This window comes from uncultured Agathobaculum sp. (genome assembly GCF_963927765.1).
Classification (GTDB): domain Bacteria; phylum Bacillota; class Clostridia; order Oscillospirales; family Butyricicoccaceae; genus Agathobaculum.
Window position 1 is genome coordinate 1 of the sequence record NZ_CAWVCU010000020.1, and the last position, 12,636, is coordinate 12,636.

Sequence of the window (12,636 nt, forward strand, 5' to 3'; positions counted from 1 at the left end):
AAAGCAAAAAGGCAGGCAAGGCAACCCTTTTCGGGCTGCCCTGCCTGTCTTTTTTCTTTGGCCTATTTTGCAACAGGCCCTTTTTGCGTTTAATCGCTGACAAGCGGAGTGGACAGGTAGCGGTCGCCAGTATCCGGCAATAGTGCCACAATGGTTTTACCCTTATTTTCCGGACGCTGGGACAATGCGACAGCGGCGTGCAGCGCAGCACCGGAGGAGATACCGATAAACAGGCCTTCGCTGTGCGTGAAGGTACGTGCGGTAGAAAAGGCATCCTCTCCTTTGACGCGGATGACCTCATCAAATATGCCGGTATTGAGCACTTCCGGCACAAAGCCCGCGCCGATCCCCTGAATCTTGTGCGGACCGCCCTTGCCGGTGGACAAGACAGGGGATTCATCCGGTTCGACTGCGACGACCTTAATGCTGGGGTTTTGCTCCTTGAGATAAGAACCAACGCCGGTGATGGTGCCGCCGGTGCCGACGCCTGCAACAAAAATGTCAATTTTGCCGTCGGTCTGTGCCCACAGCTCGGGACCGGTTGAGGCATAGTGTGCAGCGGGGTTGGCCGGATTGACAAACTGGCCGGGAATAAAGCTGTTTTCGATTTCGGCAGCCAGTTCATTTGCCTTGGCAATTGCGCCCGACATACCCTTTGCGCCGTCAGTCAGAACCAGTTCTGCGCCATATGCCTTGAGCATGTTGCGACGCTCGACACTCATGGTCTCGGGCATGGTCAGGATGATGCGGTAGCCCTTAGCCGCCGCAACCGCCGCAAGGCCGATGCCGGTATTGCCGCTGGTCGGCTCAATGATGGTCGCGCCCGGCTGGAGCGCGCCGCTTTCCTCAGCCTTAGCAATCATGGCGTTGGCAACACGATCCTTAACCGAGCCTGCCGGATTGAAATATTCGAGTTTGGCGAGGATTTGCGCGTCCGCGCCAACTTTAGAAACGAATTTGTCTGCCGCGTACAGCGGGGTGTTGCCGATCAGCTCGGCAAAGCTATGCTTGATATCTGCCATGGGGCGTACCGCCTTTCTAAATTCCTTAATCCATAGGTGTTTTGTATGAATTAAGTATACCGGAGAAGAATGCATTTGTCAAGAGTAAATTGCAACAAAAGAGCGGCCTGCGTTGTCGACAATAGACGCGACATAGCTGCTATAGTGGGAAATGGCTCTGTCAAGTGCACCGCGCTGGCCTTGCTGCAATGCCTGTATCAGTTTTGCATCGTTCATATCGTACCCATCCCCCTTTTGTTGGTGACTATGACATGGATATTGGTCCTTGCATCCATAGATACGAAAGAACACATGGTTTGGTTGCGGGAAAGAGAAAAAATCTCCCTTGCGGGAGATTTTTTTCGGTGTGTCAGTGGGCTTATGCTTCAATCAGCCCCAGTTGGATTTTCCAGCGCACGACTCGTATCGCGGCATTACGGACAACAGCTTCGCTGATCGTTCCGTCCTGTACAGCCGCCAGCACCGCGTTATACTGTGTGACAAAGTCCGATGAGATCAGCATATCGTTTCCCGCCTGCACGGCGAGTACGGCAGCGTCCGCATCGCCGGTGTAGTCCGTGATCGCCTGCATGACAAGGTCATCGGTCATAACTACGCCGTCAAAACCCAGTTCCTCACGCAGAATTTGATGCACGGCAGGCGAGAGAGAGGCGGGCAGCGTATCATCCATGCAGGAAACAATGTTATGGCAGACGAGAACTGCCTGCGCGCCTGACTCGATACCCGCGGCAAAGGGCAGAAAATCAGATGCACGGAACTGCTCAAGCGAGCGATCATCCTGCGCAATGCCGGTATGCGTATCGGCGTTGCTGCCGTAGCCGGGGAAGTGCTTGAGCACCATACCCATGCCGTCGGTATTCATCCGCTCGACCACGGTGCGGACATATTCGCTGGTGGCCTGGGCATCCTGCCCGAATGCGCGGTCATAGATAAAGTCGGCGGGATCGGTTGAGACATCGCATACGGGCGCGAGATTGACGTTCACGCCAAGAGAAGCAAGCAGGGCATCCTTTTCCTTGGTGTCGTTTACGATGCGCTCTAAGCCGCCCTCAGCGAAAAGCGCCTGCGGTGACTGGAAACGGCTTTCGCGGAAGCTGGGATAAGCGCTTGCGCGCACGACCGTACCGCCCTCTTCGTCCACGCCGATCAGCATGGGCGTTGCGGCAGCCTGCTGATAGGATGCAATCGTCTCCCGCAGGCTTTCCGGTGTTTGGTTCTCAAAGTCGCGGCCGAACAGGATATAGCCGCCGATATCGTATTGCCCGGCAAGCTCTACGGCATTGATATCCGGGCAGCGCGCGAAGAACAGCTGTGCGACCTGCTGTTCCAGTGTAAGTGAATCCGCATATACCTCAGCGGGATCGGGCTGCGGCGGCTCCGGTGTGGGCTCGGGCGCAGTTTGCGCAATGGCTGCATCTGCATCCGGCTCGTCGCCGCATGCGGTCAGCCCAAGCGGCAGGGTGAATGCGAGCAGCAGACAGAGCAGGCGTTTTTTCATGGTGGGCACCTTCCTTCTTTGGTTTTATTATACAGGAGTATGCGGGTCGTTGCAAAGCATATTGTGTTTGTGGTAAGATAAGGGGACTGAGGGGATGGAAAGGGGAGAGACAGCGATGCAGACCATTGGACGCTTCGCGCCCAGCCCGAGCGGGCGCATGCATCTGGGCAACGTGCTATGCGCGCTGCTGGCGTTTTTGAGCGCACGGCGGCAAAATGGGCAGTTTTTGCTGCGGATAGAGGATTTGGACGCCATGCGTTGCCCGCGCAGCTTCGCTGACCTGATTATGGATGACCTGCGCTGGCTGGGACTGGACTGGGACGGTGAGGTGCCCTACCAGTCTGAACGGTCGGACATCTATGCGCAGTATGCGGCAGTGCTGCGCGAAAAGGGGCTGCTGTATCCTTGTTTCTGTTCGCGTGCAGCGCTGCATGCCGCGTCTGCGCCGCATTTGTCGGATGGGCGTGTATTGTATGCCGGTACCTGCCGTAACTTGACAGCCGAACAGGTGGCGGAAAAGCGTAAAATGCGCGCACCAGCCACGCGCGTGCGTGTGCCGGATGAAGTTGTGCGCTTCACCGATGCGGTATGGGGTGACTACGAGGAAAATCTCGCGGAGGAATGCGGGGATTTTATTATCCGACGCTCAGACGGCGTGTTCGCCTATCAGTTAGCAGTCGTGGTGGATGACGCATTGACCGGCGTCAATGAGGTCGTGCGCGGTGCGGATCTGATTTCGAGCACCCCGCGACAGATTTGGCTGTATCGGTTATTTGGGTTTGAGCCGCCGCATTTTGCCCATATCCCGCTGCTGTGCGACCATGACGGACGCCGTTTGTCCAAGCGGGACGAGGATCTCGACCTCGGTCTGTTGCGTGAACGTTTCACGCCAGAGCAGGTAATCGGCGCGCTGGCGTGTGCCGCGGGTCTGATCGACCGGCCGGAGCCGGTTGCGGCACGAGAGCTTGTTTCTGCCTTTGATTGGGGCAAAATCCCCCATCATGATTTGTTTTTACCGGATATTTTTCGCTGACAAAGCGCCCAAACGGGCGCTTTTCTTTTTGTCAAATTTGTCCTTGACAATGATTATAACCGGTTGTATTATAGTGATATCAAATTGATATGATTGTGAGGGATAGGATATGAACGAACAACATGTGGAGTATCAGGAAAAAGTGCTGCGCGCACCGAATGGTTTGGGGATTTTGCTGCTCAATATTGTGCTGATGTTGGCTGCGGTGGCAGGTATTGTGTTCAGCGCAATGCAGCTGTCGGCAAACGGCAGCAGCGGCGGCATGGTTGCGCTGCTGGTGGTGTGTATCTTTTATTGGTGTCTGCCGTGCTGGCTGCTGTTCGCAGGTATCAAGGTGCTTGGGCCGAATGAGGCGCTGGTGCTGACACTGTTCGGTACTTACGTCGGTACGCTTAAGGGCGAGGGTATCTTCTTTGTCAACCCGTTCTGCACTTCGGTCAACCCGGCGGCACAGAGCGCGAGCGAGGCAGCACTGACGCACCTTTCCAAGGAAGAAAACCCGTCGAGCGGTAAGATTGTCAAGGCGGCGGCCATGAGCAAAAAGCTGTCACTCAAGACAATGACGCTCAACAACGACAAGCAGAAAATCAACGACCTGCTTGGCAACCCGATCGTCATTGGTATTGCGGTCATCTGGCATATTGAGGATACGGCCAAGGCTGTGTTCGCAGTCGACAATTATCAGGAGTTTTTGTCCATCCAGTCGGATGCAGCACTGCGTAACACCGTGCGCCTGTATCCGTATGACGTATCTGAGGGCGGCGACGAAAAGAGCCTGCGCGGCTCGTCGCAGGAGATCGCGGGCGTGCTGGCTGAGGAGATTCAGAAGCGCGTCGAGTGTGCAGGCCTGAGAATCGAGGAAGCCCGCATCACGACGCTCGCCTACGCGCCCGAGATCGCGGCCGCGATGCTGCAGCGCCAGCAGGCGAGTGCAGTCGTGGATGCGCGCAAGATGATCGTTGAGGGTGCGGTGGGTATGGTCGAGATGGCGCTCGACGAGCTCAACCGAAAGCAGGTGGTCGAACTGGACGATGAGCGCAAGGCACAGATGGTTTCCAATCTGATGGTCGTGCTTTGCGCGGGTAAGGATGCACAGCCTGTTGTCAATTCCGGCTCTATCTATTAAAATAGAAGGTAGGAAGGGAGGACGGACAATGCTGCTCGATTTTCTGCTCGGGCTGATGGCGGGCGGTGCGGTGACAGGTGCGCAGTCCCGTTGCGTGCCAAAGCCGCTGCGGATCGCGCTGTCGGCACTGATTGTGTTATTTTTGCTGACGCTGGGCGGATTCATGCTGCTCTGTGCGATAGCGATCAACGGCGGCATTGCGGTGCGGCTGGTCTGTGGGGGACTGGCTGCATTGTGTTTTGGGTATCTGGTGTTTTTTATCTGTGGCGTATGGCTTAGGATGCGCTGAAGAAGCAAAGGAGGTGCAGCTGTGGCAGACAAGGAAAAAGCAAAAAAGCAGGTGCCGCTGCGGCTGTCGGCCTCGCTCTACAACGAGATCGCCCGCTGGGCAGAGGATGAGTTCCGGTCGGTCAACGGTCAGATCGAGTATCTGCTGACCGAGGCGGTGCGCCGCCGAAAGAAGCAAAGTCCCAAGGAATGAACTTGCAGCCGGATTGATATTTCCACTTTTGCTTCAGTGTGGTATAATGACGGCAAACCCGCCGCATGCTATCAGTAGCAGCGGAGGCAGAAAGGAGAATATGCCATGAGCAAACGGACAAAAGCAGTTGTGACGGCAGTCATTGTGATTATTGCGCTGATTGCTGCCGCATGCATTTACGGATATGTTTCCGGACAGAAGACACCGGGTCAAACCGATCAGCCGGGCCAGACGGTTGAGCCGGATATGCCGAACCAGCCGGACATACCGGATGACCAGAAGACTCCGGACGATACCGAGGAGGATCCGGTGCAGCCGGAAAACCCCAACCCATCGGGCGGGGAATCGGTTGTTGTGTATGTGCCGGATGAGCAGGGCGAAACGCTGACGCCGGTCGGCACAGACGCGGTGGACGATTCGGATCAAGCGCTGGTGGATGCGCTGATCGCGGCAGGCTCGCTTCCCGAAGGGGCGGCAGTGCAGTCCTCGTCGACGGCGGACGGCGTGCTGACACTGGATATGAATGCAGTGTATGGCGATGCGGTTCGTTCGTCGGGTACAACCGGGGAAAGCCTGCTCATCTATTCGCTGGTCAATACCTTTGTGCAGGCGCGTGGTGTCAATAGCGTTTTGATTACCGTGGACGGTGCGCCGCTCGAGAGCGGACATGAGATCTACGATTATCCGCTGGAGGCAACGAGCTGAGAAAATTGAAAAAGGCTTCGGAACTTTCGTTCCGAAGCCTTTTTTATGATGGATAGGATGGCTTAATAGTTTTCGGCCTTGATCTCAAAGTATGCCTGCGGATGTGCGCATACCGGGCAAACTTCAGGAGCCTGCTTGCCGACAACAATGTGACCGCAGTTGGAGCACTGCCAGATGCAGTCGCCATCGCGGGAGAATACCAGATTGCCCTCTACGTTCGCGAGCAGCTTGCGGTAACGCTCCTCATGCTCCTTCTCAATTGCGCCGACCTTCTCAAAGAGGAATGCGATGTCTTCGAAGCCTTCTTCGTGGGCTTCCTTGGCGAAGGTCGCGTACATGTCGGTCCATTCGTAATTCTCACCGGCTGCTGCCGCCTTGAGGTTCTCAGCCGTGCTGCCAATGCCCTCGAGCAGTTTAAACCAGATCTTTGCATGCTCTTTTTCGTTATTTGCGGTCTCCTCGAAAATCTTGGAGATCTGCACATAGCCGTCCTTCTTGGCCTTGGAGGCGTAGTAGGTATACTTATTGCGCGCCATGGATTCGCCCGCGAATGCGGTCTGGAGGTTTGCTTCCGTCTTGCTTCCCTTCAAATTTGCCATAATCACATACTCCTCACATTTTAGTATTTTTCAGACAGCTATCGCTGTCGGAAATCACGCTTCCTTTGCCCGGCAATCTTGGCAAATGCCTTCGAACAGAATGTCATATCGCTGGACTTCCACGCCGGAGGCGTCTTCTACCTGTTCAATCAGATTGCTGATATGCGGCATATGCACATCAAATACCGCGCCGCATTTTTCGCAGCGCACGTGATAGTGCTCGCTGGTGTTAAAGTCAAACCGGTCCGCGCCGTTCGGCACAGGCACACGGCGAATCTCCCCCTGTAAAGCCAACTGGCTCAGGTTGCGGTAAACGGTGGCCTTGCTGATGGAAGGATGCTCCGCTGCGACGGCAGCATACACATTGTCCGCAGTGGGATGATTGTGCATTTGCAGAACGGTCTGCAAAACGATTTGACGCTGCACCGTGTTTCTGCTCTGCATGCTGTCACCTACTCCCTAATAGTATAAATTCTTATTTAGAGTATATACCTGATTTGTAGGCTTGTCAAGAAGAAAGAGGAAAATCTTGATGGAATGCATCACAGAACATAGAGAAAAACCATTAAATAGTGACAGATACTGCCTGCAATGACAAACAAATGAAAGATTTCGTGGAAGCCTAACAGAGCAGTCGGATTCGGGCGTTTGGCAATATAGATCATGCCGCCGATCGTATAGAAGATGCCGCCCGCAGCCAGCAGGGAAATGGCAGGCACAGGCATTGACAGCACTGCATCGAAATCCAGTACGATGGCCCAGCCCAATGCCAGATATAGGGCGGTGCCTAAAAAACGCGGGGCATCGATCCAGACCAGTTTAACGGCGATACCGGCTGCGGCAATCGACCAGATGCAGGCGAGGAAAATATAGTTATGCGGTGGGCGCATATAGCAGAGCACAATCGGGGTGTAGCTGCCTGCAATCAGCACATAGATCATACTGTGGTCGAGCTTTTTGAGCCGCCGCAGGGTTTTTTCATCCCGGCAGGAGTAATGGTACACGCTGCTGGCAGAATACAGTCCGATGAGAGAGAGGCAAAAGATGATGACCGATGCTGCCATTTGGCCGTTGGCGGTATCAATGGTCAACATGCGGATCAGCATGGCAAACAGACCGATTCCGCTCAATACCGCCCCGAAAAAGTGTGAATAGCTGGAAAATGGTTCCCGTGCCTTGAGGAAAACACGCGGCATATAGATTCCTCCTTTTTCAAATATAGTTATTATAACTACTTTGTATTTAATATAATACTACATATAATGGAAAATGCAATAGAGGTTCTGTGAATTTATTGTGTCCTCAAGGCAAAAAAATACACCTGCAATTATGCAGGTGTATTTTGTGAAAGCTTATGCGATCACCTGAACGGTTTGGGAAGCTGCGTCCCAATCGACCAGAAAGCCGCACAAATCGCCTAAACTCCGGAGCTTATAGTAGGTATACCCATCTATATTGTAAGCAGCAATCATATGCAGCTGGCCATCTGCGGCGGTGGGCTCAATCAGGGATTGTACTGTACGCCGTTCACTGGACATCGGCTTGTTTTCCGTGCCATTTGGCGTATAGGGAGAAAAGGATTTTAATTCCACTTGCTGCAAGCTATTGTTCCATTGCACATCAAAGCTGCTTGCTGTATCCTTGAGCAGTAATGCTACGTCACGTACGCGCACATAGTTGTTGCCGCCGATATTGTAGGCCGGCAATACGGTCGTGTTACCATTGACTGAGACATTCGCGACCGTCGGGGTAGCGACAGACGTTTGTCGCAGCAGAGAGGCGACCGATTGCTGCATGGTAATTCGATAACGGGGCATTTGGTGCAGCGAAGAGGAGGGATTGGCCTTTCCCGGGTTGGTCAGGGTGCTGACCACAATACCGTTTTCATTCAAAAGTGTCTGCATCCAACTGTCATAAGCGCCGAAAGGATACGAGAAATACAGGACTTTCTGCTGGCCGCTATGTTGTGTGATCAACTGAAGGCTGGTTTGCAGATCGCCGCCGACACGCAGGCGGTAGGCGCTTTGCGATTCGCCGGGCAGACGCATGACACCGTTGATGCCGTCCGGGGCACTGTTGCCGTGGTACTGGGGATTATGCAGGTTATAGGTATGCGAGCCGATTTCTACAATGCCGCTGGAAACCATTTCCTGAATCTCTTCCCAAGTCAGCGAATTGGACGGCGTATCGCTGGTACTGGCCAACTGAATGCTATTGGTAACCACAGCAATGGTTGCTTTCATGCCGGTGCTCAGCAGAGTAGGATAGGCATATTCATAATTAGAATGATACCCATCGTCAAAGGTGATCATGATCGGCTTTTCGGGCAACGACTGTTTATTCTGTGTGATGGAAACCAACTCGGATGGTAATAGCGGCGTAAACCCGAATTCCTGCAGGAACTCCATGTCCAGCCGAAACCGGTCCGCTGTGATGGTCATGCTGTTGGTGCGGTTTGGATCGGTTGTTAAATCATGGTACATCAAAATGGGCAAACTGCTGCTCGCCGGCGCGGCACCGGCTGTACCAAATGTGGACAACGTCACCAAGAAAACAACGATAATACTTGCCGAAAACCTTTTGACAAACCCCTTTTTCATAATATCAGCCTATCCTTTCAAAAACAGTATACCATTTTTTTTCAATGTTGTCCACTTTTCCGCCCCTTGCAAGCCGCTATTGGAAGGATTATAATGAGGAGGAAATGAGGTGAATATCATGCCTGATTTTGGCAATATCATTGACCGGGTGTTTTCCGATCAGGATATTATGCCCGCGGATGTGCCGCAGCTTGATTTATATATGGATCAGGTATTGTCGCTGTTCGATCAGCATTTGTCGGCGGACAAGCGCAATCCGTCCGATAAGCTGCTGACCAAAACGATGGTGAACAATTATGTCAAAGAGGGGCTGATGACCCCGGTTCGCGGCAAAAAGTATACCCGGCAGCAAATCATGCAGCTGCTTTGTGTATATCATTTGAAGCAAAATCTGCGGCTGAGTGATGTCAAGGCGCTGACCGGACGCGATGATGTGGACTTTGGAGCGTGCTATGCGCACCTGCTGGAGGATAAAAAGAAGATACGCGAAAGCGTTCCGGCGATGCTGGATGCATTCCTGCCGTATGATTCGGAAGATCCCAACGGGCGGCTGATGCTGTGCCTTGCGCTCAGTGAAATTGCTTCTTATTTGCGTCGTTTATGCGAAGGCGTGGTTGACGCAATTGATGAACAGACCGGAGGAAAAGAATAATGTCCATTGAAAAAGCAAAAAATTGGCTGCGGCAATTTGGAGTCGAGGATCGCGTGCTGGAATTTGATACCTCCTCGGCAACGGTTGAGCTGGCAGCGCAGGCGGTTGGCTGTGCGCCTGCGCGTATCGCCAAAACGCTGTCCTTCCGCATCGGGGACGGTGTGATCCTGATTGTTGCTGCGGGCGATGTCAAAATCGACAATCCCAAATATAAGGCGCGTTTCGGCTGCAAGGCGAAAATGCTTTCCTTTGAAGAGGTCGAACCGGAAATCGGCCATGCCGTCGGTGGAGTGTGTCCCTTTGGCATTAATGAGGGCGTAACAGTCTTTCTGGACGAGTCTCTGCACCGTTTTGAGACAGTGTTTCCCGCCTGTGGCTCTGCCAATTCTGCAATCGAGCTAACGATCCCCGAGCTGGAGAAGTTCTCTGGATATAAAGCTTGGGTAGACGTGTGCAAGGGATGGCGGGAATAACCGTTGCACTGGCGCAGTTTGGCGCTGGCGAGGACAAGCGGGACAATCTGCGTAGAATACAAGATGATGCACAAAAAGCGAAAAAAATTGGCGCATCTATGCTGATTTTCCCGGAATATAGCATGTTTTATGCAAAAATGAACAGGCGGTCGAAAAATGTTGGGGCAGCAGAGCTGCTGGATGGCCCATTTGTGTCCGCATTGTCTCAGGTGGCCCGACAGCATGGGCTGTGGATTGCCGCGGGAATGTACGAGCAGACGGATGCTCTGCCATACAATACGATTGTGATGATAGATGCAGACGGAATGCTGCGCGGCGTGCACCGTAAGCAGCGGCTATATGATGCCTTTGGCTATCGGGAGTCAGATGAGTGCCGGGCAGGGGAAAATCCCTTTCAGCCTGTGGATACACCGATAGGACGGCTGGGGCTGATTACTTGTTATGAACTGCGCTTTCCAGCGCTGGCCGCAGCGCAAAAGCAGGCCGGGGCAGAGGTGCTTCTGGTTCCGGCGGGTTGGACGGCTGGTGCAAATAAGGTGCTGCATTGGCGCACCCTGCTTTGCGCGCGTGCCATTGAAAACAACATGACGGTGTTCGGCGTCGACCAATATATACCAGACTGCTTCATCGGTCACAGTGCTGCTTTTGCGGCGAATGGCCGTATGCTTGGCGCGCTGGAAGAAGGAAACGGTCTGCTGACCATCACAATGGATAAGGAGAATTATGATGCAATTTGACCCTACATTATATGTCATCACTGACAGCACTTATCACACGACTGAGACTTTGCTGCATGCGGTCGATCAGGCTTGTGCAGGTGGCGCAACGCTGATTCAGCTGCGCGAAAAGGATACGGGCGGCCGGGATTATCTGGCGCTCGCGCGGCAAGTCAAGGCGGTCACGGACCGCTGGAACGTGCCGCTGATTATTGACGATCGTGTGGATGTCGCCATTGCCTGCGATGCGGCAGGAGTGCATGTCGGGGCAAGCGATTTGCCGGTTGCGGTATGCCGCAAACTGCTGGGGCCGAATAAGATTGTCGGCGCGACCGCCAAAACTGTGGAGGCTGCGCAGGCAGCCTATGCGGATGGCGCGGATTATCTCGGAACGGGAGCAATTTATCCGACCACCACGCATGTGACGACCAAACTGACGCCGGTTTCCACGCTGGATGAAATATGCCGTGCCGTGCCCATTCCCGTGGTTGCGATTGGAGGACTGAATGCGGACAATATGGACGTATTGGCGAATAGTCCGATTGCGGGCATTGCGGTGGTTTCTGCGGTCATGAAAGCAGAAGATCCGTGTGCAGCGGCGGCACAGATCAAAGAAAAGTTTTTGGCAATGAAACAGCATTGATTTTTGGAAGAAAGAATATAAAAAAAGGCTTCGGAACTGTGTTCCGAAGCCTTTTTTATTGGGAAAAATCAATCCTGAAACAGCGGGGTCGAGAAATAGCGTTCCGCCGTGTCGGGCAGAACGGTGACCACGGTTTTGCCGGGACCAAGCTTTTTGGCAAGCTGGATCGCGGCGGCAACATTGGTGCCGCTCGAAATGCCGCACATCAGACCCTCGAGACGCGCCAGATCCTTTGCGGTCTGAATGGCTTCGTCATCGGTTACGATGTACAGATGGTCGTAAATTTTAGTGTTCAGGTTTTTCGGGATAACGCCATCGCCAATACCCATTTGCAGATGGGTGCCGATCGAGCCGCCCGACAGGATGGCTGCGTTTTCCGGTTCGACTGCCCAAATCTCCAGCTGGGGATTCTGTGCCTTGAGCACTTCACCGATGCCGCTGATCGTGCCGCCCGTACCGAAACCGGAGCAGAAACCGTCGATCGGGCCGCCGACCTGTTCGAGGATTTCGGTCGCAGTGTGGTGGCGGTGCACCGAGGGATTAGCCGGGTTGTCGAACTGACCAGGAACAAAGACCTTGGGGTCGTTTTTAGCCATTTCGTCTGCAATTCGCTGGCATTCTGCGATACAATCACCAATATTGCCAGCGTCATGTACCAAGATCACTTCGGCGCCGTAGTGCTGCACTAGCTTGCGACGCTCTTCGGAAACCGAGTCCGGCATGATAATTTTCACCTGATAGCCTTTTACGGCACCGCAAAGCGCAAGGCCGATGCCCTGATTGCCGCTGGTAGGCTCGACGATAATGGTGTCTGGTCCGATCAAACCGCGTTGCTCTGCGTCCTCCACCATATTGAGCGCCGTGCGTGTTTTGATGGAGCCGCCAACGTTTAAACCCTCAAATTTGACGAGCACCTCGGCGCAGTCTGCGGGAACCATACGGTTCAAACGTACCATCGGCGTATGGCCGACTGCTTCCAGGATGTTGCTGCATATCATCGAAAAATCTTCCTCTCAAACATGTCTGACATACATTATAGCACAACTTTTTGCATAAGGATAGAACAGATTGACCAAATTGCGTCAATC

General features: G+C 53.7%; 17 protein-coding genes. 9 read left to right on the forward strand and 8 right to left on the reverse strand.

Features of this window, described 5'->3' with window-relative positions:
- Window positions 1-89 precede the first annotated feature (89 nt).
- The 3 genes from cysK (ABGT74_RS01195) to ABGT74_RS01205 form a co-directional block, all read right to left on the reverse strand.
- Entirely contained in the window at window positions 90-1,022 is a 933-nt protein-coding gene (cysK, locus tag ABGT74_RS01195; RefSeq protein WP_346704127.1) for a cysteine synthase A, read from the reverse strand.
- Window positions 1,023-1,100: 78 nt separating this feature from the next.
- A complete protein-coding gene (locus ABGT74_RS01200; protein ID WP_297283830.1) occupies window positions 1,101-1,238 on the reverse strand; it encodes a hypothetical protein in 138 nt (45 codons plus the stop codon).
- A 142-nt stretch (window positions 1,239-1,380) separates the two neighbouring features.
- Window positions 1,381-2,520: a glycoside hydrolase family 3 N-terminal domain-containing protein gene (locus ABGT74_RS01205; RefSeq protein ID WP_346704128.1), complete on the reverse strand. Its 1,140-nt coding sequence runs from the start codon at window positions 2,518-2,520 to the stop codon at window positions 1,381-1,383.
- A 94-nt stretch (window positions 2,521-2,614) separates the two neighbouring features.
- On the opposite strand from ABGT74_RS01205, the gene gluQRS reads away from it, so the two are divergent.
- From gluQRS to ABGT74_RS01230, 5 genes are all read left to right on the forward strand, one after another.
- The gene (gene gluQRS / locus ABGT74_RS01210) at window positions 2,615-3,553 is read left to right on the forward strand and encodes a tRNA glutamyl-Q(34) synthetase GluQRS (protein WP_346704129.1); all 939 of its coding nucleotides are present in this window, start codon (window positions 2,615-2,617) and stop codon (window positions 3,551-3,553) included.
- Between the two features lie 109 nt (window positions 3,554-3,662).
- Window positions 3,663-4,679 carry an SPFH domain-containing protein gene (locus tag ABGT74_RS01215; RefSeq protein ID WP_346704130.1) on the forward strand — a complete coding sequence of 339 codons (1,017 nt, stop codon included), beginning with the start codon at window positions 3,663-3,665 and terminating at the stop codon, window positions 4,677-4,679.
- 28 nt (window positions 4,680-4,707) lie between these two features.
- Window positions 4,708-4,968 (forward strand): hypothetical protein, encoded by a 261-nt coding sequence (locus ABGT74_RS01220; protein WP_346704131.1) that lies wholly within the window; start codon window positions 4,708-4,710, stop codon window positions 4,966-4,968.
- A gap of 21 nt (window positions 4,969-4,989) precedes the next feature.
- Window positions 4,990-5,160, forward strand: coding sequence for an Arc family DNA-binding protein (locus ABGT74_RS01225; RefSeq protein ID WP_297283835.1), 171 nt, complete (start codon window positions 4,990-4,992; stop codon window positions 5,158-5,160).
- Between the two features lie 105 nt (window positions 5,161-5,265).
- Complete coding sequence (locus ABGT74_RS01230; RefSeq protein WP_346704133.1) at window positions 5,266-5,865, forward strand: GerMN domain-containing protein; 600 nt, start codon at window positions 5,266-5,268, stop codon at window positions 5,863-5,865.
- Window positions 5,866-5,927: 62 nt separating this feature from the next.
- Here the strand turns inward: ABGT74_RS01230 and rbr are convergent, their stop codons facing one another.
- From rbr to ABGT74_RS01250, 4 genes are all read right to left on the reverse strand, one after another.
- Window positions 5,928-6,464, reverse strand: a complete 537-nt coding sequence (gene rbr / locus ABGT74_RS01235; RefSeq protein WP_297283837.1) for a rubrerythrin — start codon at window positions 6,462-6,464, stop codon at window positions 5,928-5,930.
- A gap of 54 nt (window positions 6,465-6,518) precedes the next feature.
- Window positions 6,519-6,908 carry a transcriptional repressor gene (locus ABGT74_RS01240; RefSeq protein ID WP_297283838.1) on the reverse strand — a complete coding sequence of 130 codons (390 nt, stop codon included), beginning with the start codon at window positions 6,906-6,908 and terminating at the stop codon, window positions 6,519-6,521.
- Between the two features lie 98 nt (window positions 6,909-7,006).
- Window positions 7,007-7,660 carry a hemolysin III family protein gene (locus ABGT74_RS01245; protein ID WP_297283839.1) on the reverse strand — a complete coding sequence of 218 codons (654 nt, stop codon included), beginning with the start codon at window positions 7,658-7,660 and terminating at the stop codon, window positions 7,007-7,009.
- Window positions 7,661-7,816: 156 nt separating this feature from the next.
- Window positions 7,817-8,959 (reverse strand): polysaccharide deacetylase family protein, encoded by a 1,143-nt coding sequence (locus ABGT74_RS01250; protein ID WP_346704134.1) that lies wholly within the window; start codon window positions 8,957-8,959, stop codon window positions 7,817-7,819.
- A gap of 223 nt (window positions 8,960-9,182) precedes the next feature.
- Here ABGT74_RS01250 and ABGT74_RS01255 point away from each other — a divergent pair, with 223 nt between their 5' ends.
- Genes ABGT74_RS01255 through thiE form a run of 4 tightly spaced genes read left to right on the forward strand, consistent with a single transcriptional unit; the run spans window position 9,183 to window position 11,548 of the window.
- The gene (locus tag ABGT74_RS01255) at window positions 9,183-9,716 is read left to right on the forward strand and encodes a DUF1836 domain-containing protein (RefSeq protein WP_297283860.1); all 534 of its coding nucleotides are present in this window, start codon (window positions 9,183-9,185) and stop codon (window positions 9,714-9,716) included.
- Window positions 9,716-10,189 (forward strand): YbaK/EbsC family protein, encoded by a 474-nt coding sequence (locus tag ABGT74_RS01260; RefSeq protein ID WP_297283841.1) that lies wholly within the window; start codon window positions 9,716-9,718, stop codon window positions 10,187-10,189. Before ABGT74_RS01255 ends, ABGT74_RS01260 begins: the two co-directional genes overlap by 1 nt.
- Window positions 10,177-10,926, forward strand: a complete 750-nt coding sequence (locus tag ABGT74_RS01265) for a nitrilase-related carbon-nitrogen hydrolase (RefSeq protein ID WP_346704135.1) — start codon at window positions 10,177-10,179, stop codon at window positions 10,924-10,926. Before ABGT74_RS01260 ends, ABGT74_RS01265 begins: the two co-directional genes overlap by 13 nt.
- Complete coding sequence (gene thiE / locus ABGT74_RS01270) at window positions 10,916-11,548, forward strand: thiamine phosphate synthase (RefSeq protein WP_346704136.1); 633 nt, start codon at window positions 10,916-10,918, stop codon at window positions 11,546-11,548. Before ABGT74_RS01265 ends, thiE begins: the two co-directional genes overlap by 11 nt.
- 68 nt (window positions 11,549-11,616) lie before the next feature.
- On the opposite strand, the gene cysK (ABGT74_RS01275) is transcribed toward thiE, so the two are convergent.
- Entirely contained in the window at window positions 11,617-12,546 is a 930-nt protein-coding gene (cysK, locus tag ABGT74_RS01275; RefSeq protein WP_297283844.1) for a cysteine synthase A, read from the reverse strand.
- Window positions 12,547-12,636: the final 90 nt, after the last annotated feature.

Bases quoted from the DNA above. Each gene is read 5' to 3' on its own strand.
- ABGT74_RS01200 (WP_297283830.1), bottom strand. From the start codon at position 1,238: ATGAACGATGCAAAACTGATACAGGCATTGCAGCAAGGCCAGCGCGGT.
- ABGT74_RS01230 (WP_346704133.1), top strand. From the start codon at position 5,266: ATGAGCAAACGGACAAAAGCAGTTGTGACGGCAGTCATTGTGATTATT.
- ABGT74_RS01255 (WP_297283860.1), top strand. From the start codon at position 9,183: ATGCCTGATTTTGGCAATATCATTGACCGGGTGTTTTCCGATCAGGAT.
- ABGT74_RS01265 (WP_346704135.1), top strand. From the start codon at position 10,177: ATGGCGGGAATAACCGTTGCACTGGCGCAGTTTGGCGCTGGCGAGGAC.
- cysK (WP_346704127.1), bottom strand. From the start codon at position 1,022: ATGGCAGATATCAAGCATAGCTTTGCCGAGCTGATCGGCAACACCCCG.
- cysK (WP_297283844.1), bottom strand. From the start codon at position 12,546: ATGATATGCAGCAACATCCTGGAAGCAGTCGGCCATACGCCGATGGTA.
- ABGT74_RS01240 (WP_297283838.1), bottom strand. From the start codon at position 6,908: ATGCAGAGCAGAAACACGGTGCAGCGTCAAATCGTTTTGCAGACCGTT.
- ABGT74_RS01215 (WP_346704130.1), top strand. From the start codon at position 3,663: ATGAACGAACAACATGTGGAGTATCAGGAAAAAGTGCTGCGCGCACCG.
- ABGT74_RS01245 (WP_297283839.1), bottom strand. From the start codon at position 7,660: ATGCCGCGTGTTTTCCTCAAGGCACGGGAACCATTTTCCAGCTATTCA.
- ABGT74_RS01205 (WP_346704128.1), bottom strand. From the start codon at position 2,520: ATGAAAAAACGCCTGCTCTGTCTGCTGCTCGCATTCACCCTGCCGCTT.
- gluQRS (WP_346704129.1), top strand. From the start codon at position 2,615: ATGGAAAGGGGAGAGACAGCGATGCAGACCATTGGACGCTTCGCGCCC.
- ABGT74_RS01220 (WP_346704131.1), top strand. From the start codon at position 4,708: ATGCTGCTCGATTTTCTGCTCGGGCTGATGGCGGGCGGTGCGGTGACA.
- rbr (WP_297283837.1), bottom strand. From the start codon at position 6,464: ATGGCAAATTTGAAGGGAAGCAAGACGGAAGCAAACCTCCAGACCGCA.
- thiE (WP_346704136.1), top strand. From the start codon at position 10,916: ATGCAATTTGACCCTACATTATATGTCATCACTGACAGCACTTATCAC.
- ABGT74_RS01260 (WP_297283841.1), top strand. From the start codon at position 9,716: ATGTCCATTGAAAAAGCAAAAAATTGGCTGCGGCAATTTGGAGTCGAG.